We start from the raw sequence: 24577 nt of genomic DNA on the forward strand, positions 1-24577 counted from the left end.
TGCCTCAGGCGTCAGGGCCGCGCGATGGTCAGCACTGGAGAAACCCACGTTTCCCAGTGTGCGGCATTGGCCGGGTCGCCCAGTGGCTTCAGTGCCGAGACGCGAATCTTGTAGCTGCCGTTGGGCGTGACACCGTTCGTCGTCGTGCCGTTCCAGTTGAAGGTGAAGGCCGCGTTGGGGCTGGGGGTGGAGGCCCGACCCAGGTAATGGTCCTCACTGATCACGCCGACGACTGCATCGGTGCTCGCATCCAGAGCTTCCAGACGCAGCGTACGTGCCTGATGCTGCAACTGCAGCACCACCCAGGGCGAGCTGGTGGCGCCAGCCATGGTGTAGCTGCAGTCCGGTAGGCCGACGCTGCCGCAACGCGAGTAAGTGGCACCGTTGAAGGTCGTCAGCCAGGGGTAGCCGGCCGTCGAGGCGCGCAGCAGCTGCGTGGTCTGGTAGTCACCCTTCAGGCCAGCATAGGGCACCACCAGCGGGGTGGCGGTGCTGCTCAGCGGGGTCAGCGTGATGTAGCCACCGTAGAGACCCAGATTCGTCAGATCGGCGTTGGCGGTGATGTTCACGCTGACCGTCGTGAAGCCGCGGGCCGGCACGGTCACCGTGCCGCTGCTGAAGCCCACCGTCGCCGGCGCGCTGAACGTGCCGCTCAACACCCAGGAGGTCGTGCCGTTGGCCGCGTTCGGGCCAGCGGCTACCGAGGCGGTGTGACCCAGGGTGTAGGTCACGGGCTGCGACGAGTCGTTGCGGATGGTCAGGGTGCGCGTTGCCGGGCCGGCCTCGCTCTCGCCGAGGGCGAGTTGCGAAGGCACGACGAACTGCTGGCTCTGGATGGCTGCTACCGCGTCCACCATGCCCGCGCCCTGGCGGAAGCTGTAGTCCAGGAAGCCCAGTGCTGGGTTGCCTGACCAGGCCTTGGGCTTGGCGGTGTTCATCAAGCGCGTGGTCATGTCGATCAGCGGCGCATTGCGGTTGACCACCACGCTGCGGCCGGTGGCAGCCGTCGGGATGGCCTGCAGCACCAGGGCTGCAACGCCGGCCACATGCGGGGCGGCCATCGAGGTACCCGACAGTGTGGCCGCTGCGCCTTGCTCCAGCGGATAGGCCGAGAAGATGCCTCCGCCCGGGGCGCCGAGCTGGGGCTTGAAGGTCAGGTCCGGCGCCAGGCCGAAGGAGCTGAAGCCGGAGATCAGACCACCGGTGCCGAAGGGGTAGCCCACATAGGTGCTGGTCCAACTCATCGTGGTATCGCCCGCGGCGATCAGTGCATCCAGAGTCGCGCCTTGTGCCGCGGTGATACCGACCACCGGGATGGTCAGTGCCGGGGAGCCCGAGGCATTGGCGTTCAACGCACCGGCTGCATTGTTGTAGAGCACCACACCCACCGCACCTGCGGCCTGGGCGTTGAAGGCCTTCTGGTAGAAGCCGCAGGTGCCACGGCGGATCAGCGCGACCCGGCCGGTCAGGCTGCCGGCGGGCAGCGCGTTGCAGGCATCGTTAGCCGTGCTCGTGGTGCCGGTGCGGGCCATCAGGAAGCTGCCGCTGGTCGGAGTCGCCGCGGCGCCGGAAGCCGGGGTGTAGCCATAGGGTGTGCTGCCGACCGAGAAGGAGCGCTGTCCGTTGTCGAACGAGGCGACGCCGATCACGCCTTCGGCCACGCCGGGCGCGCCGCCGGCGAAGAGCGCATCCGGCTGCGAGCCGCCTGGTCCGTTGTTGCCGGCCGAGACCACCACCACGATGCCCTTCTTGGCCAGACGCGTGGCGGCCTGGGCCGTCGGGTACTGGGGCCACTGGCGTGCCGCGCCGATGCTCATGTTGATGACCTGCATGCCATCCTTGAGCGCGCGTTCCATCGCATCGATCATCACGTCAGCCGTGGTCGTGCCATTGCAGCCGAAGACGCGGTAGGCGCCGAAGGTGACGCCGGGCGCCACGCCGACGATGCCGCCGCCATTGCCGCCGACGATGCCGGCCACATGGGTGCCGTGCCCGCCGCAGTCATCGGGATTGTTGTCAGGCGCCGGCGTCAGCTCGGCGGCCGTGGTCCCGTTGGCGTTGAAGGCATCGCCGACGAAGTCGTAGCCGGCGATGATGCGAGCGGTCGGGAAGGACGTGGCGCCGTTCGTCCCGCTGCCGCCGAAGGCCGGGTGGTCGATATCGATGCCGGAGTCGATCACACCCACCTTCACACCCGTGCCGGTCAGGCCCAGTGTGTCTTGCGCCTGCTTGGCGCCGGTCAGGCCGATGGCGGCGATCAGATTGGGGACGTTGTCGGCGTCCTTGACCGGATCTGGTGCCTGGATGCGCTCGACCGGGTAGATGGCTTTGACGCCGCTGAGATTGGACAGGCGAATGCGGTCCAACGCCGACGCTTCCATCGCGAAACCGTTGAACAGCGTGTCGTAGCTGCGGCGCTCGACGAAGTTGGCGCCGGCCGCACGTGCACGGCTGCGGAAGTCGGACTTCTCGGCCTGCAGTGCCGTCAGCGTTCCACCATCGGCAAGCGGCTTGCCGGTCAGCTCGACAAACCACAGCTTGGCGTTCTCGGGCGTGACGCTGACGGTCTGCGCGGACACGGCACCGCAGGCGAGGGCGGCGCTGATGAACAGCGCGAGAGCGCTGGGCCTGGGCATCGACGGCTTCATGGGCATGTTGAGCTCCAACGGGTGAATTCGAAGGCGCCATGCTCGGGCGCAGTCTCGTTGCGCTGATCGGTGCTTTCCCGAGGCTGAGTCATGGGATACCCCCGTGAATGGGTGGAGGGTTAAACCCTTTGTGTGCACGTTTGCGGCTGCATTGGACGCCGCAGAACGGCGCAGTGCGGCCAGTGCTGCCGGGGTGCACGCCCCTTGTTATCGGGGTGCGCTTCGATGAGGCGTCTGGGCGTGCAAAGCGACCCGCTTTGCATCGGGGTTCACCCTGTCGGGACTGTCCCTCCCACATGAGCGCGGGGGAGCGCGTTGTGGCGGGCAGCCGCGGCTGGCACATTCGCCCCATCGTGGCGCCCGGTTGGGGGCGTCAGGAGCGATTTCCAACTTCCTCCCTTTCCCAGGAGTACATGCATGAACCTAATGCGCATCAGGCAGTGGCTGCTGGCGGTGGTCGCCGTCGTCGCCACTTCGGCCTTCCTGCCGGCTCAGGCCAGCACGATGATCTTGTCCCGCACGCTGGACCTGTCGGAGACGCCTAGCGTCGGTACGCTGGGCGATCCCGCCAATGCCCGCTATGAGTGGAACATTGGTGCCGATTCACGAGTGCTGGGCGTTGGCTGGAACGTGAATCTGTTCGCGAGCGATCCGAGCTTCCTGTCCGATTTGGGCGTGGACATCAGCGCCACCGGTGGGGCCGGTATCCAGCTGTGGCCAGGTCTTGGTGACGACGTTCCTGGCACCAGCGAGTACTCGGGCTTCTACGACCTGGTTGCGGCAGGCCTGGACTTCTTCACTGCTGCCGACGGCCTGTTGGCCTTCGAGTTCTTCGAGTGGTACGACGATTTTGTCGGGGAGTGGGACGGTGTGTGGACCGGCTCGCTGACGGTTCGCTACGAGGTGATTCCCGAGCCGAGCTCGACCGCGCTGGCAGCGCTGGCGCTGGTCGGCATGCTGGCGGCATCGCGTCGCCGTCGCCAATCGCGCTGAGCGCGGATGCCTGACCCGGCTTGCCGGGTCTGCGCAAGAACGGGCACCTTGGGTGCCCGTTTGCACTTCTCCGTTCAGGTTTGAGGGCAGGGGCGACTGACTTCCTCGTCAGGGTGCCTTTCCCGTCCGCCGCCGGCAGGGCAAGCTCACTTCCTCATCAAGGTCGACTTGCCAAACAGCGACTCGATCAGGTCCACCGCCAGCTGCGCGGTCTTGTTGCGCACGTCCAGCGCCGGGTTCAGCTCCATCACATCCAGCGAGCCCAGGCGGCCGGTGTCGGCGATCATCTCCATGCACAGCTGGGCTTCGCGGTAGGTGGGGCCGCCGGGCACGGTGGTGCCCACGCCGGGGGCGATCTCCGGGTCGAGGAAGTCGACGTCGAAGCTGACATGCAGATGCGTGTTGGCATCCAGCGTGGCCAGGGCCAGTTCCATCGCGTGGCGCATGCCCATCTCGTCGATGTAGCGCATGTCGAAGACTTCGAGCTCCTGCTCATGCACGAAGCGCTTCTCGCCGGGGTCCACGCTGCGGATGCCGATCTGGCGCACCCACTTCGGGCTGATCGCGGGCACCTTGCCGCCGATCTCGATCAGCGCCTGCGGGCCGAAGCCGCACAGGCAGGCCACCGGCATGCCATGGATGTTGCCGCTGGGCGTGAGGGCGCTGGTGTTGAAGTCGGCATGCGCGTCCAGCCAGAGCACGCGCAGCTTCTTGCCGGTCTCGCGGCAGTGGCGCGCCACTGCGCTGATCGAGCCCAGGCCCAGGCAATGGTCGCCGCCCAGCAGCATGGGCATGCGGCCGAGCTGCAGCTCGGCATGCACCGCCTCGTGCACCGCGCGGTTCCAAGCCACCACCTCGTCCAGATGTCGGTAGCCGTTGACCGGCGGCAGCCAGGGGTTGGCCGGGCCGCTGAGGTTGCCGCGGTCGACCACGTCCACGCCGTGCGCCTGCAAGGCCTGTGCGATGCCGGCGACGCGCATGGCCTCGGGGCCCATGCTGGCGCCCCGCGCGCCGGCACCGATATCGGTGGGTGCGCCGATCAGCGAGACTGCTGCGGGCTTGTTGCTCATCGGAATCCTTTCGTCTGCTTCAGCTAGCTCATTCGGTGCCGGCCTGCGGCTGGGCCGGACTGATGTCGTATTCGCGCTCCAGCAGCGCCCAGCCTTCCTCGGCGGTCTCGACGAAGTGGAACAAGCGTTCGTCGCCGCGGCTGATCATGCCGGTCTCGACCAGGTATTCGAAGTCGATCAGGCGTTGCCAGAACTCCTTGCCGAAGAGCAGCACCGGGCGGTGGCGGCTCTTGCCGGTCTGCACCAGGGTGAGCGTCTCGAACAGCTCGTCCAGCGTGCCGAAGCCGCCCGGGAAGCAGGCCAGCGCGACCGAGCGCATCAGGAAGTGCATCTTGCGCAGGCCGAAGTAGTGGAACTGGAAGCACAGCTCCGGCGTGATGTAGGGGTTAGGCGACTGCTCGTGCGGCAGCACGATGTTCAGGCCGATGGAGCGCATGCCTGCCTCGTAGGCGCCGCGGTTGCCGGCTTCCATGATGCCCGGGCCGCCGCCGGTGACCACGTAGATCGGGTTGCCGCGCTCGGCCGAGACCTTGGAGACGATGCCGGCGAAGCGTCGCGCCTCCTCGTAGTGCCGGCTCATCTTCAGCTGCGTCTCGGCATTCTTGATGGCCTGCGCATCGCCGCCGGCCTTGGCATGCGCCAGCGCCTCGCGTGCGTCCTGCTCGGACTTGATGCGTGCGCTGCCGAAGATGACGAGGGTCGACTTGATCTCCTGTTCCTGCTGAACCAGCTCTGGCTTGAGCAGCTCCAATTGCATGCGTATCGGGCGCAGCTCTTCGCGCAGCAGGAAGTCGTTGTCGGTGAACGCCAGGCGGTAGGCACTGTTCGGGCCGGCGTAGTCGGCCGGCGGCACGGCCACGCGCGCCTCGTCCTTGGCGCTGGGGAAGTTGCGAGCGGTCAGCGTCTTGCGCTTGTCGGTGCTGGTCTTGGTGCTCATGGCAGTCTGGCGGCGCGGCGGGCGCAGCATAGGTGTGACAGCACGGAATTTAATTCCGTCCTCACGGGATGTGGCCGATTATTCTGCGGTGCGGCTGGCGCAGACCGGGCAGGCCGGGTCGCGGCCTATGCCGATCTCGCTCCATTCCATGCGGCGCGCATCGAGCATCTGCAGGCGGCCGCTCAGCGTGCCGGGCATACCCAGCAGCAGCTTCAGCGCCTCGGCGGCCTGCATGGCGCCGATGATGCCCACCAGCGGCGCGAACACGCCCATGGTGGCGCAGCGCGCTTCGGTCACCGCAGCGTCCGGCGGGAACAGGCAGGCATAGCAGGGTGCCGTCTGCCGGCGCGTGTCGTAGACGCTGATCTGGCCGTCGAAGCCGATGGCCGCGCCGGCCACCAGCGGCACGCCGTGCGTGACGCAGGCGCGGTTGACGGCCTGACGGGTGGCGAAGTTGTCGCTGCAGTCCAGCACCACGTCGGCCTCGCGCACCAGTTCGTCGAGCCGCGCGGCGTCGGCGCGCTCCTGCAGGGCGAGCACGCGCGGCTCGGGATTGATGGCGGCAATGCCCTGTGCGGCTGACTCCACCTTGGGCCAGCCCACACGTGCCAGGCTGTGCGCCAGCTGGCGCTGCAGATTGGTCAGATCCACGGTGTCATGGTCCACCAGCGTGATGCGGCCGACACCGGCGCTGCCCAGATACAGCGCCACCGGCGAGCCCAGGCCCCCGGCCCCGATGACGAGTGCACGGCTGTGGAGCAGGCGCTGCTGGCCCTCGATGCCGATGTCCTCGAGCAGGATGTGGCGCGAGTAGCGCAGCAGCTGCTCGTCGCTGAGGTCGGGTGCGGAGATCTCGTCGTGGCTCATGCCGGCAGCATAGGCGAGAAAACAGCACGGCCCGCCGTTCCCGGAGGATCGGCGGGCCGTGTCGGGCCGTCGTGATCGGCGAGCGCGGTCTTACTCGTCGACCTTGGCCTCGGCCTTGCGCTCAGTGGCGGTCTTGGAGGCTTGCACCGGCTTGCCCTTGAGCTGGTTCAGCGCCTGGGCGAGCGGGAAGTCCTCGGCGCTGCCGAACTCGGGCAGGGGCTTGATCTCGCCAGCCTTGGCACGCTCTTCCTCGAGCTTCTTGCGCGCCTCGTCGCGCGCCTTCTGGCGGGCCTCGTCCTTGGTCTCTTCGCCGTTCTCAAGGTGCTTGATCAGATCGGCTTCGCGCACGCGCAGCGCGGCGAAGACATTGCCGTCGGCGGTCTCGTCCAGCAGCACGTCGGGCACGATGCCCTTGGCCTGGATCGAGCGGCCGCTGGGCGTGTAGTAGCGCGCGGTGGTGATCTTCAGCGCGGTGTCGGGGCCGAGCTGGCGCACCGTCTGCACCGAACCCTTGCCGAAGGTCTGCGCGCCCATCACGACGGCGCGCTTGTGGTCCTGCAGCGCGCCGGCGACGATTTCCGCAGCAGAGGCGGAACCCTCGTTGACCAGCACGACGATCGGCACGCTCTTCACCGCGGCCGGCAGGCGCTTGAGCGGATCGTTGCCGCCGCGGCGCAGGTAGAAATCGGGGTTGGCCTTGAAACTGGCCTTGGAGTCGGCCACCTGACCGTTGGTCGAGACCACCTCGACATCGCGCGGCAGGAAGGCTGCCGAGACGGCCACCGCACCCTCGAGCAGGCCGCCCGGGTCGTTGCGGAGATCCAGCACCAGACCCTTGAGGTTGGGGTCCTGCTTGTAGAGCTCCTCGAGCTTCTTGGCGAAGTCCTCGACCGTGCGATCCTGGAACTGGCTGACGCGCAGCCAGGCATAGCCGGGCTCGACCATCTTGGCCCGCACGCTCTGCACGCGGATCTCCTCGCGGGTGATGGTCACCGGGAAGCTGCGGTTCTCGTTCTTGCGGAAGATGGTCAGCTGCACCTTGGTGTTGGGCTCGCCGCGCATGCGCTTGACTGCCTGGTCGATGGACAGGCCGCGCACCGGGGTGTCATCGATGCGGCTGATCAGGTCGCCGCTCTTGAGCCCGGCGCGGAAGGCGGGGCTGCCCTCGATCGGCGAGACGATCTTCACCAGCCCGTCTTCCATGCCGATTTCGATGCCCACGCCGACAAACTTGCCCGAGGTACCTTCGCGGAATTCCTTGAAGCTCTTCTTGTCGAAGAACTGCGAATGCGGGTCGAGACCGGCCACCATGCCGGCGATGGCGTCGTTGATCAGCTTCTTCTCGTCGACCGGCTCGACATAGTCGCTCTTCACGATGCTGAACACCGAGGCGAGCTGCTGCAGCTCCTCCAGCGGCAGCGGCGTCATCGTGCTGCGTGCATTGGCCTGCAACTGCATGGTGGTCAGCGCGCCTGCCATGGCGCCCAGCGCCACCCAACCTGCAACTTTCAATTTGGCACCCATGATGCGAGCGCTCCCTCTCGGTCGATGTACTGCTGCAATATCCATCCAGCGGGATTCCGCTGCGCGCCCAGTATAGGGCGCGCCCCTTAAGCTTGCCTGAGGCGGGATGGCCGCCAGGCACGGAGATGCGCGGCCTATTGCGCGCTTTACTTCGTGCCTTGCGGCGCTTTTTCAATCGGCCTGCTGCGGGCTTTGCCGATCTTTACCTGTTCGGCGCCGGTGCGAAGGTGACCACATGGTCCACGTGGGCGCGGATGCCAATCCACTCGCCCACGGCATGGTCATGGTGCGAGGGCACATGGGCCAGCAGCTGTTCGCCGCTGGCCAGGCGCAGCGTGTAGAGGAACTCGGCGCCGCGGAAGATCTTGCGCTCGATCTGCGCCTTCACCGGCGCCGCGTCGTCGTGGACGATGTCGTCGGCGCGCAGCAGCAGCTCGCAGCGGCCTTCCGGGAATGCTTCGGGCAGCGGGCACTCGCCGGCGTCGGCCAGATCGCCCAGCGGCGTGCGCACCAACGGCCCGGCCGGGCCCTGGACGATGCGCGCCGGGGTGAAGACGCCGTGACCGATGAAATCGGCCACGAAGCGTGTGGCCGGCCGGTGATAGACGGTGTAGGCCTCGTCCCATTGTTCCAGCCGGCCCTGCTGCATCACGCCGACCACGTCGCCGATGGCGAAGGCCTCGGCCTGGTCGTGGGTGACGAAGAGCGCGGTGGTTCCGGCAGCCTGCAGGATGGCGCGCAGTTCCTGCGAGAGGTGTTCGCGCAAGTCCACGTCCAGGCTGGAGAAGGGCTCGTCCAGCAGCAGCAGCCGAGGCGAGGGCGCCAGCGCCCGAGCCAGCGCCACGCGCTGCTGCTGGCCGCCGGAGAGCTGGTGCGGCGCGCGCCGGGCCGCATGAGCCAGGCCGACCAGGTCCAGCACCTCGGCGATGCGCTGCTCGCGTGCGCTGCGGCTCAGATGGCGCAGGCCGAAGGCGACGTTCTCGGCGATGGAGAGGTGCGGAAACAGCGCATAGTCCTGGAACACCATGCCGATGCGCCGCGCCTCCGGCGCCACGTGCAGGCCGGTCGCCGCGTCGGCCAGCGATTCGCCCTCGATGGTGATGCGTCCGGCCTGCAGCCGTTCCAGGCCGGCGATGGCGCGCAGCAGCGAGGTCTTGCCGCAGCCGGAGGGGCCGATCAGCACGCCGATCTGGCCGCGCCCCAGCGTGAGCGTGACGCCGTCGACGGCGCGTCTTGTGGAGCCTGCGCCGGGGTAGCGCAGACCGACCTGATCCAGGGCGAGAAACATGATGGGCCTATGATACCGGGCTCAAATGCGGATCGTTCTCATCTGTGCGACTTTCCGCCCATCCAGCCCCACTTGTTCATGCTGCGTTTCGTCACCCTGTTGTGTCTGCTGCTCGCCGTTCCTGTGCTGGGCGTGCTGGGTTCCTGGTTGGCGATGGACGCTCAGGCACTGGAGATCCTGCGCCACCAGCTCGACACCGTGCTGCCCGAGTACGCCTGGGCTTCGCTGCTGCTCAGCGTGGCGGTGGCGCTGGGTGTGGCGGCGCTGGGCGGTGCGACTGCCGCTGCGGTGAGCTTGTTCGACTTCCCGGGGCGGCGCGTGTTCGAGTGGGCGCTGTTGCTGCCCATGGCCATGCCGGCCTATGTGGCCGCCTATGCCTATACCGACTTCCTGCAGTTCAGCGGCCCGCTGCAGACCGGCCTGCGCGAGCTGCTCGGCGCCAGCCGGCCGCTGTGGCCCGATGTGCGCAGCCTGCCCGGCGCGGTGCTGCTCTTTGTGCTGTGCCTCTACCCCTATGTCTACCTGCTGGTACGCACTGCCCTGGCTGAGCGCGGCGTGGCGCTGATGGAAGCGGCGCGCATGCTGGGCGCCGGCCCCTGGCGCCGCGTGCGCGAGGTGGCCTTGCCGCTGGCCCGGCCAGCGCTGGCGGCGGGCGTGGCGCTGGCGCTGATGGAAACGCTGGCCGACTACGGCGTTGGCGCCTATTTCGGCCTGGCCACGCTGACCACCGGCATCTACAAGGCCTGGCTGGTGATGAACGACCGCATCGCCGCGGCGCAGCTGGCCTCGGTGTTGCTGGTCGCCGTGGCGCTGCTGCTCTGGCTGGAGCGCCGTGCGCAGGCGCGGCTGCGCTTTGCCAGCAGCCGTGCGGGTGCACTGCATGCCGCCGAGGCTAGGCCGCTGCCCTTGCACGGGCCGGCTGCATTGGGCGCCTGGCTGCTGTGTGCGCTGCCCATCGTGCTGGGCTTCCTGGTCCCGGTGCTGGTGCTGGCGCGGCTGATGTGGCAGGAGGCGATCTACGGCGAGTTCGGCCTGCCGATCGAGCGCTTCATCCAGTGGAGCCTCAACAGCGTGAAGCTCGCCGGCTTGGCCGCCGTGCTTGCCGTGGCACTGGCGCTGGTGCTGGCCTATCTGGCGCGTGCTCGCCAGGGACAGGGCCAGACGCAGGGCCTGCTGTTGCGCGCCTCCACCCGCGTGGTGGCGCTGGGCTATGCGGTGCCCGGCGCCGTGATCGCGGTGGGCATCCTGCTGCCGCTGGGCTGGCTGCAGGAAAAGGCGCCTCAGCTGGGCCTGCCTGCGCTGATGACCGGCACCATCCTCGGCCTGCTCTACGCCTATCTGGTGCGCTTCTCCGGCGTGGCGCTGCAGTCCATCGAGGCCGGCTATGCGCGCATCTCGCCGACCTTGGACGAGACCGCGCGCATGCTCGGCGCCTCGAAGGCGCGGCTGTTCCTCGCCGTGCACGCGCCGCTGCTGCTGCGCTCGGGGCTGGCGGCGGCGCTGCTCGTCTTCGTCGACGTGATGAAGGAGCTGCCAGCTACGCTGGTGCTGCGGCCCTTCAACAGCGACACGCTGGCTGTCGTGGCTTATCAGTTGGCGCGCGACGAGCGCCTGAGCGAGGCGGCCCTGCCCTCGCTGGCCATCGTGGCGGTGGGGCTGATTCCGGTGATCCTGCTGTCGCGGGCGATGCGGCGGAGTGGCTGAAGCCGGGAGGGCCGGCCGGGCCACGCAGCTGAACTTCCATCGCAGATCGGAAAGCCCCCCGGGCTTTCCGATCTGCGATGGTCCCTCCGACAGGAATCGAACCTGTATCTGCCGCTTAGGAGGCGGCCGTTCTATCCATTGAACTACGGAGAGCGCCGGACACAAGAAGCGTCGCGCCCGGCAGGGTGCCGGGCGGCGCGCATTGTCTCATGAGCAAGTGGCGTTTCCGGCGAGCCGGGCGCCTCAGCGCCACTGCCACTGCCAGATCAGGTCCATCGCGTTCTGCTCGCCGCTTTGCGCGCGCAGCGTGAAGCGCTGCGCGATGCGGTAGATCAGCTGCCAGCTGCCGGTGGTGGCGTTGAGGCTGCGTTCGTAGCCGAGATAGACGCGCTTGGAAATCTGCTTGCCCACGCGGACCACGGTGCCGCGGGTTTCGTCGACGTCCTGGCCGACCGAGACTTCGTCCAGGCCCAGGTTCCTCATCAGCTTGCCCGTGGTGCTCTGGCCTTCTCCGGCCAGCAGCGCCAGCGCAGCGCGCTGCACCAGCAGCGTGTCGGAGCGGCCCAGCGTGTCGGGCCCGCGGCCCAGCACCAGCCAGGCGATCTTCTCGGCCTCGCTGAGCTCGGGCTCCGAATAGAGCTTCACGCGCGGGATCAGCGCGGTGCCGGTCAGCGTCACGCCGACCTTGACCTCGTCGGTATTGGGCCGCACCGCCAGCACGTCCAGGCGCGGGTTGTCCAGCGCGCCGATGAAGACCAGCTCGCCCTTCTCGATCTCCAGGCGCTGGCCGTAGGCCTCGTAGCTGCCGCCGACCGCGCGCAGCGTGCCATGGAGCTGCGGGCGTCCTTGCGCATGGCTGAGCAGCAGCTCGCCGCGCAGATGCGTGTCCAGACCGCGGCCGAAGACATGCAGCTTGTCGCCGAAGTCCAGCGCCAGCTTCATGCTGATGCGCCGCTCGCTGGCGCGGCGTGCGGCCGGCGCGGCCTGGGCCGGGGCGTGCGGACGTTGCACGCGCACATCGTCGTCCAGCGCCGGCGCGTCGGCGCGCGAGAAGTCGAACAGGCCTTCGTCGAAGGCAAAGCGACCGTCCAGTGCCAGCGACTGGCGGCCCATCTCCAGCCTGCCCTTGCCGCTGGCCACCAGGCGGCGGTCTACGCGGTTCAGCAGGCGGAAGCGCTGTGCCTGCACGCTCAGGCGTGCCAGCGGTGTCTCGCCGAGCTCGACCGCACCCTCGGCGCTGAGCGTGCCGTCGCCGCCGCGGGCGCTGAGTTCCTTCAGCGTCGCTGTCGCCCCCTCCAGCGCCAGGGTGAAGCGCCCCTGGTCCACGTCGACGCCCAGCAGCGGGTTGCGCACGGCGATCTGCTCGCCACTGGCCTGGCCCTGAATCTGCGGCGCGCCCAGCTTGCCGGCCAGGCTGATGCCGGCGTCCAGCCGCCCGCCCAGGCGCCAGCCCGGCGGCACCCAGGCACCCCAGTTGCCCAGATTGGCCACATGCGCGGTGAGTACGCCTTCCAGCGTCGCGTCGGCGCCGGGCCAGGCCGCCTGCGGCGAGGTCAGCGCGGTGAAGGCACCGCCGATCGCACCGAGGTGTTCGCCGGCGATCGCCTGGGTCAGATGCCAGCGGCCATCCTGCGCCAGCAGCGCCAGACGCAGCTCGCTCAGGCCCAGCGCATGTACGCCACCATCGTCGGTGACGCTCAGGTCCCCCTCGGTGCGCTGCAGCACGATGTCCACCTCCATCGTCGGACTGCTGCGCAGGCGGACCTGGCCCCCCATCACCAGGTCGCCGCCCCAGCCGAAGTCGGGCTGCCAGCGTGACAGCAGCGGTGCGACCGCCAGCGGCTCCAGCTCGAGCTCGGCGCTCAGCTCGGGCAATGTGCCGCCGCTGACGGGGGGCTGCCACAGCAGCTCGCGCCAGCGAATGCGTGCGCCGGCCAGTTCGGCGTGGCCGGGCGCGAGTGCCAGGCGCTGCAGCGCTGGGGCTTTGAACCGAGGGTCGACACTGAGGGCCAAGGCCAGGCCCTCGGCGTCGAACCAGGCGGGCAGCCCCGGCCTGTCGGGGCGCAGCTGCACGGTGCCGGCACGGCCCTGCCATTGCAGTGGCGCTGGCGCCGGGGTGGCCTTGCGGCTGCTACTGCTGTCGCGCAGCGTGACCCATGGCGATCCGCTGAACTGGCCGTCGAACTGCGCGGCCGCGCTCAGCGGCGCGTGGCTGCTGTCGCTGCCGGCCAGCGTGGCCAGCCAGGTGGGCAGCGCGATGGCGCCTTTGCCATCGAGCTTCAGCTGATGGCGCGCCCAGCTGCCGCTGAGGCCCAGCGTGGCCTGGCTCAGCCGCGCGCCGCTGACCAGCAGCTGGCGGGCCTCGGCCGTGAGCTGCAGCGGCGCATCCAGCTGCGTGCCGGTGCGTGCATCGATGCGGACTGCGCCCAGGCTCAGCGTGCCCAATGTCAGCTGCTCGGCGCTGCCTTTGAGTGCCAGCTGCCAGTCGCCGGCAAGTGCGGGCTTCTGCCCGTCCGCCGGCTTCAGCTCCGCCTGCAATCGTGCCGCGCCGGCAATACGCGCCTGCGGCTGCCACAGCGCCAGCAGCGGCTGCAAGCCGGCCAGCGCGTCGGCGCGCAGCTCCAGCGTGGCCAGGCCATCGATGCCGGCGCGCCACTGCAACTGGTTGCCGGCCGCCGTGAACCCGCCTTGCAGCTGCGGTGCTGTGGTCGCGGCATCGGCACGGTAGCTGAGCTCGCCGGCCAGCGGCATGCCGTTGATCTGGCTGGGCAGCAATTGCAGCCGGGCCTCGCCGCTGGGCCAGGGGGCGGTGCCCGCCGGCTGCGTCAGGTTGGCCTGCAGGCTGGCGTTGATCTCGTGACGGCCGCGCTGCCAGGCGCCGCCGTCGCGGCCGCCCCAGAGCAGGCGCGGGTCGAGGCGCTGGGCCTGTGCGCCGAGCTCGGCCTGCCAGCGGCCGTCGTCACTGCGGGCGAGTTGGGCCTCGGCCTGCAGCGAGGCTTCGCCCGAGGCCAGCTGCAGGCGCTGCAGCGTCAGCGTGCGGGCGAGGTCGCTCTGCGCCTGCAGCGTCAGGCGCACCGGCTGCGCGCCGCGCGGCGTCTGCCATTGGCCGCTGAGCGTGCCGTCGAGCTGCAGCGTGCCCGCGTTCTGCTGGTCGCCAGTGGGCGGCTGGCCCTGCAGCGCCAGGCTGCCGCCGAGCTGCAGGCGCGGCAGCCGGCTGTCCAGCGCGGTCGGGCGCAGCTCGGCGAACTGGGCGCGCAGGCTTTGCAGCGTGCCCTGGGCGCTGATGCGTCCGCCGGGATCCGCTGCACTGCCCAGCAGCAGTTCCAGCGTGTCGACGCGCGTCTGCTCGCGCCAGTGGCTGATCTGGTCGGGGCGTGCGCTCAGGTCCAGCGTCAGGCGGCGCAGCGGCAGCCGGCCCTGGTCCCAGCGGCCGGCGCGGGCGTTGTCCAGCTGGGCCTTGAGATGGGCCGGCTGCTGCCAGCCGGCGAAGTCCAGCTGCGCCTGGCCCTGCAAGGCCGTGGCCGGCAAGCGCGGCGTCAGAGCGGCCAGGTCGAAGGCCTGGGCGCTGGCGGCGGCCTTGCGCATCGGCCAAGCGGCGAGCGGTGCGAGCTCGGCCTGCAGGTCCAGGTGCTGCCCCAAGCCCTCGATGCGCGCCTGCAGCTGCGGCGCGGGCAGCGGGCCATCGAGCGTGGCACTGGCGCGCCAGTCCTTACCGGTGGCGGCGTCGCTGCGTTGCGCCTGCAGGCTGGCCTGGGTGCGCAGCTCGCCGCTGGCGTCCTGATTCAAGACACCCTGCAGCCGCCAGTGTTCCCAGTCGAGTTGCCTGAGCTGCAGCCGGTGCGTCCGGCCCTGCGTGTCGCCCAGCGCCAGGCGGGCATCGAGTGCGCGCAGCGGCGCGGCATCACGGCCCAGCGCGGGCAGCGCCAGCTCGGCGATGCGCACCGAGCCGATCGTCAGCCCGACTGGCAGGGTCAGGTCTTGCGGCGTCGGCAGGTCGGTGGCGCTGCTCGGAAAGGCGATCTCCACGCGGTCGGCCTGCAGGCCCTGCACATCGATCTGCGCCCAGGCGCTGGCCGCGGCACTGCGCGAAAGGCTCAGGCCTTGCCAGCGCAGCTGCTGCACATCGATGCGCCAGTCGCCGCTTTGCCAGAGCAAGCGTCGCGCCGAGAAGTCACCGAGCAGCGCGCCGCTGGGCGCGTCGAGTTGCTGCATCCCGGGCAGCTGGCGCAGCAGCCAGGCGCTGCCCGATGCGGTGGCCAGGCTCCACCACAGGCTGCCGGCCAGTCCGCCGACGAGCAGCGCCGCGGTGCCGGCCAGCGTGGCGGCCAGGCGCAGGCCGCGGCGCGACGCTGGCTTGGCGATGGGCGGCGCGGCCTCGCTCACAGCGCGATCCCCACACTAAAGTGCAGGCGCCAGCGCTGCAGCTCGTCGCCGCGCGCGAGGTCCAGGCGCAGGCTGCCCACCGGGCTGCGCACGCGCAGGCCCAGGCCGTAGCCCAGCACCGGCTTGTAGTCGCTCCAGCGCTGCGCGGCATGGCCGGCGTCGACGAAGACGGCGCCCCACAGCGCCGGATAGCGCGCGCTGAGCGGCCGGGCCAGTTCGGCGCTGCCGGTCAGCAGCACGCGGCCGCCGACATCACTGCCGTCGAGCGCGGTCGGTCCCAGGCTCTGGTAGGCATAGCCGCGCACCGAGTTGTCGCCGCCGGCGCGGAAGAGCAGGCGGTCGGGCATGCCGACCTCGTCCTTGGCCAGCACCTGGCCGGCCTCGCCGCGCAGCTCGGCATGCCAGCCGCTACTGCCCAGTGGCCGGTACCAGCCGAGCTTGGCATGCGCGCGACCGAAGAAGCCATTGCTGCCGGCAGAATTGTCCGCTCGGCCCAGGCCCAGCTGCAGCCAGGCAGTGTGGCCGCGCGTGGGCAGCAGCTTGTCGTCGACGCGCCGCAGCGTCCACTGCACATTGGCCGAGCTGGCGCCGGAGTTGAGCGTCTGGCCGGTGGTGCCGCTGGTCTCGCGGGCGCGTATCGCCTCGATGAAGACCAGCCGCTCGTCCGAGCCGCGTTCGCGCAGCCGGCCGACGCGGGCGACGAGGCTGGTGTTGACGTCGCCGGTGGAGCGGTCTTCCTCCACGACCAGCGAGCCCAGATTGCGCTGCATGTCCTCGCGAGGGTAGCTGCTCAGCTCCAGCTCGGCGCTGCGCAGGTCGCGGCCCAGCTCCAGCTTGCTGCGGCTGCGCAGTGCCAGGCCGAAGGGCCGCCGGTGCAGATGCTCCAGCGTGATGCGCTGGCCAGTGTTGGCGTTGTAGCCGATGCCAGTGGTGGCCTGCTGGCGTGGCGACTCGCGCAGCCGCACCAGCACCGGCGTGGCCGCGGCGTTGTCGGCGTCCGGCGCGATGCTCACGGTGATGGCATCGAACAGCCTGGTGGCCTGAACGCGTTCCTGGAAGTCCAGCAGCAGCTTCTCGCTGTAGGGCGTGCCGGGCGTGAACTGGGCCAGGCGGCTGACTGTCTCGGACGGCTGGTGCTCCAGTCCTTCGATGCGCAGCTCGCCCAGGCGTACCAGTGGGCCGGAGCTGACCGTCAGCCGCAGCGTGGCCGAGCTGGCCTCGGTGTCCACCTCGGCGTCGGTGGCCTCCAGGTGGGCCAGCGCATAGCCGCTGGCGCGCGTGCGGGTCAGCAGCGCGGTCTTGGCCTCGGACCAGGCGGCCTGCCGGAAGGGCTGGCCCACGGGCAGGGCCCAGTTCTGCGTCAGTGTCTCGCGCAGTGCCGCGTTGCCGGGCTCGTCCTGCAGCGGGCCCTCGAAGGCGATCTCCACCGCCTTGACCTGCACGCGCGGACCGGGTTCGACTTCGAGGACGAGAGTCTCGACGCCGCTTTCGCTGCGCCGGCTCAGACGCAGCTGCGGGTCGAAATAGCCCTCGGTCTCGAGCAGCGCGCGCGCCTGCGGCGGCGCGGCATTGGCCAGCCGGGCCAGCTCGCCTGGGCTCAGCGCCTGGCCCTCGGTCAGGCGGCGGTAGCGCGAGAGGTCCAGATGCTCTTCGAGCAGTGCACGTAGCGCGCCGGGGGCGCGCAGCTCCAGCTGGTAGGCGACACGGGTCGGCGCCTGCGGACCGGCCACCGCCTTGCCGACCACCGGCACTTCGCCGAGCAGTTCGCCGAAGCGGGGGCTGAGTTGGGCGCAGCCGCCCAGGAGCCCGCTGGCACCCAGCAGCAGGGCGCTCGCAGCCAGGCGCGCCAGGGTCATTTGCTCAGCAGGCGCATCGCGCTTTCCAGCCCCTGCAAGGTGAGCGGGAACATGCGCTGGTGCATCAGCTGCTGGATCAGCGAGATGCTCTGGCGGTACTGCCAGACGCCTTGCGGCTCGGGGTTGATCCAGGCGTACTTGGGGAAGGCGTTGACGAGGCGCTGCAGCCATTCGGCGCCGGGCTCCTCGTTGTTGTACTCGACGCTGCCGCCGGCCTGCAGGATCTCGTAGGGGCTCATCGTCGCGTCGCCGACGAAGATCAGCTTGTAGTCGCGGTTGTACTTGCGAATGATGTCCCAGGTCGGCGTCTTCTCGGCGAAGCGGCGGCGGTTGTTCTTCCAGACGAAGTCGTAGACGCAGTTGTGGAAGTAATAGAACTCGAGGTGCTTGAACTCGCTCTTTACCGCGGAGAAGAGCTCCTCGACGCGATGGATGTGCTCGTCCATCGTGCCGCCCACGTCCATCAGCAGCAGCACCTTGACCTTGTTGTGCCGCTCCGGATGCATGCGGATGTCCAGCAGGCCGGCATTGGCGGCGGTGCCGTGGATGGTGCCGTCCAGATCCAGCTCTAGCTCGGAGCCTTCGCGCGCGAAGCGGCGCAGTCGGCGCAGCGCCACCTTGATGTTGCGCGTGCCGAGTTCCTTGGTGTCGTCGTAGTCCTGGTAGGCACGCTGGTCCCAGACCTTGACGGCGCTCTTGTTACCGCCCTTGCCGCCGATGCGCACGCCCTGCGGGTTGTAGCCGCCGTTGCCGAAGGGGCTGGTGCCGCCGGTGCCTATCCACTTGCTGCCGCCTTCGTGGCGTTCCTTCTGCTCCTCGAGACGCTTCTTCAGTGTCTCCATCAGCTCGTTCCAGCCCATCTTCTCGATGGCGGCCTTCTGCTCGGGCGTGAGCTCGAGCTGCAGGTGCTGCTTCAGCCACTCCATCGGCAGATCCTTGTACAGATCCGCGGTGAGCATCTCCACGCCCTTGAAGTAAGCGCCGAAGGCGCGGTCGAACTTGTCGAAGTTGGCCTCGTCCTTGACCAGCGCGGTGCGGGCGAGAAAGTAGAACTTGTCGACCGTCGGGCCGCCGTCGTCGTCGATCACGCCTTGCTTGAGCGCTTCGAGCAGGGTGAGGAATTCCTTCACCGAGACCGGCAGCTTGGCGGCGCGCAGCGTGTAGAAGAAGGGGATGAGCATGTCAGGCGGCGCCCCGCACCTGCGGGGCTCTCCGGCGATCGATTATGCAGGCGACTCAGCCACGTCGCGGTCGCGACGCGGCCGGGTCGTGGCGCTTGAGCCAGTCGAAGAACTCGGCGTACCAGAGCTTGCTGTTGCGCGGTTTCAGGATCCAATGGTTCTCGTCGGGGAACCACAGCAGCTTGGCCGGCACGCCGCGGGCCTTCAGCGTGTTGTAGTAGGCCAGGCCTTGCGCATCGGGCACGCGGTAGTCCAGCTGGCCGTGGATCACCAGCGTCGGCGTTTTCATGGCCTTGGCGAAGGCATGCGGGCTCTGCGAGGCGACCTTGGCCGGATCGTCCCAGTACCAGGCGCCCAGTTCCTTGGCATGCCAGGTGTAGGCATCGTCGGCGAACATGGCCTGCCAGTCGTAGCAGCCGGCATGGCAGACATAGGCCTGGTAGCGGCCGGGTTTCACATGGCCGTTCATCCACGCGACCATATAGCCGCCATAGCTGCCGCCGGTGGCGAAGACGCGCTGGCGGTCGATCCAGGGCTTCTTCAGCAGCAGGTCGGTGGCGGCCTCGACGTCCTGCAGCTCCAGCTCGCCCCAGCGGTGCGTGATCGAGTCGAGGAACTGGTAGCCGAAGCTCGACGAGCCGTGGTAGTTGACGCAGGCCACCACATAGCCTTGCGCCGCCATCACCTGGTGGTTCCAGCGGAAGTGCCAGCTGTCGCCAAAGGCGGTGTGCGGGCCGCCGTGGATCACGTGCAGCAGCGGGTACTTCTTCTTGGCGTCGAAGCCGGGCGGGTAGACCAGCCACATCTGCACCTGGTCGCCCTGCGCGCCCTTGTAGAAGACCTCTTCATGGCGCGAGAAACGGTACTGCGCCAGCAGCTTGTCGTTGAAGGACTCGATGCGGCGGGCGACGCAGTCGCTGCCTTCGCCCTCGCTGTCCAGCACCGAGATGCGCGGCGGATGCTGCACGCTGTCGTGCTGCACGACCAGCGTGCCGGCCTGCAGCGCGAAGCCGGTGGCGTTGCCGCCCTCGAAGAGCTTGAAGGCCTCGCAGGTCTTCACGTCGAAGCGCCACAGGTGACGGCGCCCCGCTTGCTCGGCACCGAAGATCACGCCCAGATCGTCCTCGTCCCAGCGCAGCGGCGCGGTGACCTCATGGTCCCAGTGCTCGGACAGCACCGCCCAGTGGCCCTGGGTGTCCAACACCGCGAGCTGGTCGGGCATGGTGTGCTTCTTGCCCTGATTCGAGGCCAGGAAGGCCAGGTGCTGGCCGGCATGGCTGTAGCGCGGCGCGGTGAAGTGCCAGTCCTTGTCCTGCAGCAGCGTGCGGATGCTGCCGCTCCTGAGCTCGATCTCGGCCAGCGCATAGCGGCTGTCGATGCGCTTCTCGGCGTTGGGGTCGTAGCTGAAGACGATGCGCTTGCCGTCGGGCGAGATGTCGAAGCAGTTGGCGTCCGGATCGGCGCGCGTGAGCTCGAAGTCGGTGCCTTCGAACAGGTCGCGCACCTTGCCGCTGTCCACGTCGATCACATGCAGATGGGCGACGCGGCCCATCGGGATGTGGTGGTCCCAGTAGCGGTAGACGGCTTCCTCGGTGAGGTAGCCGCTCTCCTTGCGTTCCTTGAACTCCTTCAGCGCCTTGGCCTGCGCGGCCGCGCCCTTGAGCTTGGGCCAGACCCAGGAGAGGAAGGCGATGCGCTTGCCGTCGGGGAACCACTTGAAGGACTCGACCCCGGTGGCCACGGTGCCGACACGGCGTGCCTCGCCGCCGTCCGGTGCGATCAGATAGAGCTGCGCCTCCTCGTCCTTGGCGCCCTCCTGCTCGCGTCGGGCGACGAAGGCGATGTGGTCGCCCTTGGGGCTCCACTGCGGCGCGCCGTCCTTGCTGTCAGGACTGCCGGCGCTGGTCAGCATGCGCGGCGCGCCACCCAGCGTGGAGAGCAGCCACAGGCTGGAACTGCTCTTGTTCTTGTCCATCGAATAGCGCGTGACCGCCACCACCGCCTGCGCGCCGTCCGGCGACAGGCTGGGTGCGCCGACGCGTTCGATCTGCCACAGCGCATCGACATCGAAGGACTTGCTGCCTGATCGTTTGCGGCTGTTGGTGGTCTTGCTTGCCATGGGGTCTCCTGGTTGTGTAGGGACTTGAGGGGAGTCCTTCCGCACAGATCGTGAGCGGATGACAAAGAAACAAGGGGTCAGCGCGGCCGCTCGAGCTGCCAGCGCAGATGGGTGCGAATGGTCGGCCATTCGGCTGCGGTGATGCTGTACACCGCGGTGTCGCGCAGCGTGCCGTCCGCCATGCGTTGATGCGCACGCAGCACGCCGTCGAGCTGCGCGCCCAGGCGCTCGATGGCGCGGCGGCTCTGCGTGTTCAGCCGGTGAGTACGGAACTCCACGGCAATGCAGTCCAGCGTGTCGAAGGCATGCGCCAGCAGCATCAGCTTGCATTCGGTATTCAGACCGCTGCGCTGCACGCGTCGCGCGTACCAGGTGGAGCCGATCTCGACGCGGTGGTGCCTGGCGTCGATGTTCATGTAGGTCGTCATGCCGCAGGGCTGCCCCTGGGCATCGAGCACCGTGAAGGGCAGCATGCTGCCGCTGGCATGCAGCGCCAGGCGCCGCTCGATCTCGGCGGCCATGCCGTCAGCTGTGGGCACGCTGGTGTACCAGAGCCCGTGCAGCTCGCCATCGGCGCTGGCCTGCTGCAGGCCTGCCAGGTGATCCGCAGACAGGGGCGTCAGCGTGGCATGGCGACCGCTCAGCGTGACGGGGGCGAGCAGGCGGCTCATGAGCCGGTGCGGCCGCCCCGGCCCAGCAGCAGGGTGCGCATCAGCCAGCGGCCCAGGCCGGAGCCGGCCAGGATCAACAGCAGGCCGCCGAACTGCGCCGGCCCCCAGCCGCTATCGGCGATGAAGTCGATGCCGAAGAAGCGCCGGCCTATCCACCAGCCGACCAGGGCGCCGAGCACGAAGCCCAGCGCGTCGGCCACGCCTTCAAGCAGCGCCTTGCGGGTGTCGTTCTGCATCAGGGCCACCCGTTCAGCGGTTGCGGCTCTGCATGAAGACCAGCTTCTCGAACAGGGTCAGGTCCTGCTCGTTCTTCAGCAGCGCGCCGACCAGCGGCGGGATCAGCACCTTGTCGTCCTCGCTCTTCAGCGCGTCGACGGGGATGTCCTCGGCCACCAGCAGCTTCAGCCAGTCCAGCAGCTCGCTGGTCGAAGGCTTCTTCTTCAGGCCCGGCAGGTTGCGCACGTCGAAGAAGGTCTTCAGCGCCGCGGCGAGCAGTTCCTTCTTCAGTCCGGGGAAGTGCACGTCGACGATGCTCTGCATCGTGGCCGCGTCGGGGAACTTGATGTAGTGGAAGAAGCAGCGGCGCAGGAAGGCGTCGGGCAGCTCCTTCTCGTTGTTCGAGGTGATGAAGACCAGCGGACGGTGCTTGGCGCGCACCATCTGGCGGGTCTCGTACACATAGAACTCCATGCGGTCGAGTTCGCGCAGCAGGTCGTTGGGGAACTCGATGTCGGCCTTGTCGATCTCGTCGATCAAGAGCGCCACCGGCTGGTCGGCCTCGAAGGCCTGCCAGAGCACGCCCTTGACGATGTAGTTGGCGATGTCGCGGACCTTCTCGCTGCCTTCGATGCCGGCCAGCTGGCTGTCGCGCAGGCGGCTCACCGCGTCATATTCGTACAGGCCCTGCTGGGCCTTGGTCGTGCTCTTGATGTGCCACTGCAGCAGCGGCATGCCCAGCGAGCGCGCCACTTCCTCGGCGAGCATGGTCTTGCCGGTGCCCGGCTCACCCTTGACCAGCAGCGGGCGCTGCAGAGCCATGGCGGCGTTGACCGCCAGTTTCAGGTCATCGGTGGCGACGTACTGCTCGGAACCCTGGAATTTCATGGTGTAGATCAACGACAGATGGGTAGCGGGCCAGTATAAGAGGCCGCCTATAATCGCCGCCGGTGATAGATCAAGGACTCAGTTCCAGAACAACCGGCTCTATGAACACTCTGCTGAAGATCTCGCTGGCCGCGGCCGCAACCCTGGGTGCTTTCGCTCATGCGCAGGCGCAAGATGTGGCCGCCGGCCAGAAGAAGGTGGCAATGTGTATCGGATGCCACGGCATTCCCGGCTACCAGGCCAGCTTCCCCGAGGTGCACAAGGTGCCGATGATTGCTGGCCAGAGCGCCAAGTACATCGCGGCCGCGCTGAATGCCTATGCCAAGGGCGAGCGCAAGCACCCGACCATGCGCGGCATCGCGCTGTCGCTGTCCGAGCAGGACATTGCCGACATCTCGGCCTACTACGAGCAGCAGAGCAAGAAGCCCGCTGCGCCTGAGAAGGTTGCCGAGCCCAGCGCGCAGGTCAAGGAATTGCTGACCAAGGGTGCCTGCATCTCCTGCCACGGCGCGAACTTCAGCAAGGGCATCGATCCCAGCTATCCGAAGCTCGCTGGCCAGTACGCCGACTATCTCTATGTGGCGCTGAAGTCCTACCAGACCGAGGGCAATGCGGTCATCGGTCGCAGCAACGCGATCATGGCAGCCCAGGTCAAGCAGTTCAGCCACGCCGAGCTGAAGGCCCTGTCCAAGTACCTGGCCTCGCTGCCGGGTGAAATGGACGTGGTGCCGCAGGGCCGCTTCCGCTGATTGGGGTGCCGGGTCGTCCGGCCCAGTTGCTGCAGTGCCGTGCTCTATGCGGCTGCTGTGAAAAGCCGCCACCCGGGCGGCTTTCTCTTTTCGCTTGCTGCACCCCGTCTCGGGTAAATTGCTAGCAGACGCAGTGCCACAGGGTGCTGCGCAGCATTGATGTCCGTGTCAGCCAAGTCTCCTCCATCCAACTCGCTGAAAAAGATTCCTGTCCACGAGGTTCGCCTGGGCATGTATCTGCACGGGCTCGAGGGATCATGGCTGGCGCATCCCTTCTGGAAGACCAAGTTCGTCATCGACGATCCGGCTGACCTTGCCGCCTTGCGTGGCAGCAAGGTGGCTGGCGTCTGGATCGATGTGTCGCGCGGGCTGGATGTGGTGCCGCCGAGCGTGCGGGCGGATCCGCCCGCACCGCCTGCAGCCGCGCCGGAGCCTGTGGCGATAGCGTCCCCCGCCCCTGTCGCGGCGGTGCCGGTGGCGCCTGCCGATCCGGTGCGCTCGCTCAAGCGCGTGCCTGCCGGTGAGGAGATGGCTCATGCCGTCAAGCTGGTGGCGCGCTCCAAGGAGGCGGTGGTCGCGATGTTCGGCGAGGCGCGACTCGGCAAGGCCGTCAGCGCCGAGGACTGCGTCCCGCTGGTGGCCGACATCGCCGATTCGGTGGCGCGCAACCCCTCGGCCCTGGTCAGCCTGGCACGGCTGAAGACCAAGGACGACTACACCTATATGCACTCGGTGGCGGTGTGCGCGCTGATGGTGGCGCTGGCACGGCAGATGGGCATGGACGAGGCGCAGACGCGCGAGGCCGGACTGGCCGGCCTGCTGCATGACATCGGCAAGATGGCCATGCCCATGGATGTGCTCAACAAGCCCGGCGCGCTGACCGATGCCGAGTTTGCGGTGATGCGCTCGCACCCGGTGCGCGGCTACGAAATGCTCAAGGAGGGCGGCGCGGTGCCGGAATCGGCACTGGATGTCTGCCTGCATCACCACGAGAAGATCGACGGTTCAGGCTATCCCAAGAAACTGGTCGGCGAGCAGATCTCGCTGCTCGCCCGCATGGGCGCCGTCTGCGACGTGTACGACGCCATCACCTCGAACCGCCCCTACAAGAATGCCTGGGATGCAGCCGGTTCCATTCAGCGCATGGCGCAGTGGCAGGGGCATTTCGATCCGGCCGTGTTCAAGGCCTTCGTGATGAGCGTCGGCATCTATCCGGTGGGCACGCTGGTGCGCATGCACTCCGGCCGGCTCGGCGTGGTGATCGACCAGAACCCGGGCAGCCTGGTCGCGCCCAAGGTGCGGCTGTTCTTCTCGACCAAGTCCAAGATGCCGATTCCGGTGCAGGTGCTGGACCTGGCTGATCCTGCGGTGGACGACAAGATCGTCGGCCGCGAGGCGGCGCAGGACTGGGGCTTCAGCCACATCGACGAGCTCTGGTCCAAGCCCGACGTGCGCTAGGGCTATCCCGCTGCGAGGCGCTGCG

At 68.5% G+C, this 24577-nt stretch carries 17 protein-coding genes and 1 tRNA gene; 4 read left to right on the plus strand and 14 right to left on the minus strand.

Going from position 1 to position 24577, the window contains the following annotated elements; translation table 11 throughout:
* Nucleotides 1-11: 11 nt before the first annotated feature.
* The gene (locus tag AC2EBS_RS00850) at nucleotides 12-2654 is read right to left on the minus strand and encodes a S8 family serine peptidase (RefSeq protein WP_484726495.1); all 2643 of its coding nucleotides are present in this window, start codon (nucleotides 2652-2654) and stop codon (nucleotides 12-14) included.
* Between the two features lie 411 nt (nucleotides 2655-3065).
* Here AC2EBS_RS00850 and AC2EBS_RS00855 point away from each other — a divergent pair, with 411 nt between their 5' ends.
* Nucleotides 3066-3641, plus strand: coding sequence for a PEP-CTERM sorting domain-containing protein (locus tag AC2EBS_RS00855; protein WP_484726496.1), 576 nt, complete (start codon nucleotides 3066-3068; stop codon nucleotides 3639-3641).
* Nucleotides 3642-3787: 146 nt separating this feature from the next.
* Here the strand turns inward: AC2EBS_RS00855 and rocF are convergent, their stop codons facing one another.
* From rocF to AC2EBS_RS00880, 5 genes are all read right to left on the minus strand, one after another.
* Entirely contained in the window at nucleotides 3788-4711 is a 924-nt protein-coding gene (gene rocF / locus AC2EBS_RS00860) for an arginase (RefSeq protein WP_484726497.1), read from the minus strand.
* Between the two features lie 28 nt (nucleotides 4712-4739).
* On the minus strand, nucleotides 4740-5648 hold the full coding sequence (locus tag AC2EBS_RS00865; protein ID WP_484726498.1) for an LOG family protein: 909 nt from the start codon (nucleotides 5646-5648) through the stop codon (nucleotides 4740-4742).
* A gap of 78 nt (nucleotides 5649-5726) precedes the next feature.
* Nucleotides 5727-6515, minus strand: a complete 789-nt coding sequence (locus AC2EBS_RS00870) for a HesA/MoeB/ThiF family protein (protein ID WP_484726499.1) — start codon at nucleotides 6513-6515, stop codon at nucleotides 5727-5729.
* 90 nt (nucleotides 6516-6605) lie between these two features.
* Nucleotides 6606-8039 (minus strand): S41 family peptidase, encoded by a 1434-nt coding sequence (locus tag AC2EBS_RS00875; protein WP_484726500.1) that lies wholly within the window; start codon nucleotides 8037-8039, stop codon nucleotides 6606-6608.
* Nucleotides 8040-8241: 202 nt separating this feature from the next.
* Nucleotides 8242-9327: an ABC transporter ATP-binding protein gene (locus AC2EBS_RS00880; RefSeq protein WP_484726501.1), complete on the minus strand. Its 1086-nt coding sequence runs from the start codon at nucleotides 9325-9327 to the stop codon at nucleotides 8242-8244.
* A gap of 78 nt (nucleotides 9328-9405) precedes the next feature.
* Here AC2EBS_RS00880 and AC2EBS_RS00885 point away from each other — a divergent pair, with 78 nt between their 5' ends.
* Nucleotides 9406-11031, plus strand: a complete 1626-nt coding sequence (locus tag AC2EBS_RS00885) for an ABC transporter permease (protein WP_484726502.1) — start codon at nucleotides 9406-9408, stop codon at nucleotides 11029-11031.
* 78 nt (nucleotides 11032-11109) lie between these two features.
* On the opposite strand, the gene AC2EBS_RS00890 is transcribed toward AC2EBS_RS00885, so the two are convergent.
* The 8 genes from AC2EBS_RS00890 to AC2EBS_RS00925 form a co-directional block, all read right to left on the minus strand.
* Nucleotides 11110-11184, minus strand: a tRNA-Arg gene (locus tag AC2EBS_RS00890).
* 90 nt (nucleotides 11185-11274) lie between these two features.
* Nucleotides 11275-15414: a translocation/assembly module TamB domain-containing protein gene (locus tag AC2EBS_RS00895; protein ID WP_484726503.1), complete on the minus strand. Its 4140-nt coding sequence runs from the start codon at nucleotides 15412-15414 to the stop codon at nucleotides 11275-11277.
* Entirely contained in the window at nucleotides 15411-17270 is a 1860-nt protein-coding gene (locus tag AC2EBS_RS00900) for an autotransporter assembly complex protein TamA (RefSeq protein ID WP_484726504.1), read from the minus strand. The genes AC2EBS_RS00895 and AC2EBS_RS00900 overlap by 4 nt, the downstream gene beginning before the upstream one ends.
* The gene (locus AC2EBS_RS00905; RefSeq protein ID WP_484726505.1) at nucleotides 17267-18451 is read right to left on the minus strand and encodes a vWA domain-containing protein; all 1185 of its coding nucleotides are present in this window, start codon (nucleotides 18449-18451) and stop codon (nucleotides 17267-17269) included. The genes AC2EBS_RS00900 and AC2EBS_RS00905 overlap by 4 nt, the downstream gene beginning before the upstream one ends.
* A 55-nt stretch (nucleotides 18452-18506) precedes the next feature.
* Nucleotides 18507-20570: a S9 family peptidase gene (locus AC2EBS_RS00910; protein WP_484726506.1), complete on the minus strand. Its 2064-nt coding sequence runs from the start codon at nucleotides 20568-20570 to the stop codon at nucleotides 18507-18509.
* A gap of 77 nt (nucleotides 20571-20647) precedes the next feature.
* A complete protein-coding gene (locus AC2EBS_RS00915) occupies nucleotides 20648-21241 on the minus strand; it encodes a GNAT family N-acetyltransferase (protein ID WP_484726507.1) in 594 nt (197 codons plus the stop codon).
* The gene (locus AC2EBS_RS00920; protein WP_484726508.1) at nucleotides 21238-21477 is read right to left on the minus strand and encodes a hypothetical protein; all 240 of its coding nucleotides are present in this window, start codon (nucleotides 21475-21477) and stop codon (nucleotides 21238-21240) included. The genes AC2EBS_RS00915 and AC2EBS_RS00920 overlap by 4 nt, the downstream gene beginning before the upstream one ends.
* Nucleotides 21478-21490: 13 nt before the next feature.
* The gene (locus tag AC2EBS_RS00925) at nucleotides 21491-22345 is read right to left on the minus strand and encodes an AAA family ATPase (RefSeq protein WP_484726509.1); all 855 of its coding nucleotides are present in this window, start codon (nucleotides 22343-22345) and stop codon (nucleotides 21491-21493) included.
* 101 nt (nucleotides 22346-22446) lie between these two features.
* On the opposite strand from AC2EBS_RS00925, the gene AC2EBS_RS00930 reads away from it, so the two are divergent.
* The gene (locus AC2EBS_RS00930) at nucleotides 22447-23094 is read left to right on the plus strand and encodes a c-type cytochrome (RefSeq protein WP_484726510.1); all 648 of its coding nucleotides are present in this window, start codon (nucleotides 22447-22449) and stop codon (nucleotides 23092-23094) included.
* Between the two features lie 159 nt (nucleotides 23095-23253).
* The gene (locus AC2EBS_RS00935) at nucleotides 23254-24552 is read left to right on the plus strand and encodes a cyclic di-GMP phosphodiesterase (protein ID WP_484726511.1); all 1299 of its coding nucleotides are present in this window, start codon (nucleotides 23254-23256) and stop codon (nucleotides 24550-24552) included.
* Nucleotides 24553-24577: the final 25 nt, after the last annotated feature.

It is taken from the genome of Roseateles sp. T103 (genome assembly GCF_057219915.1).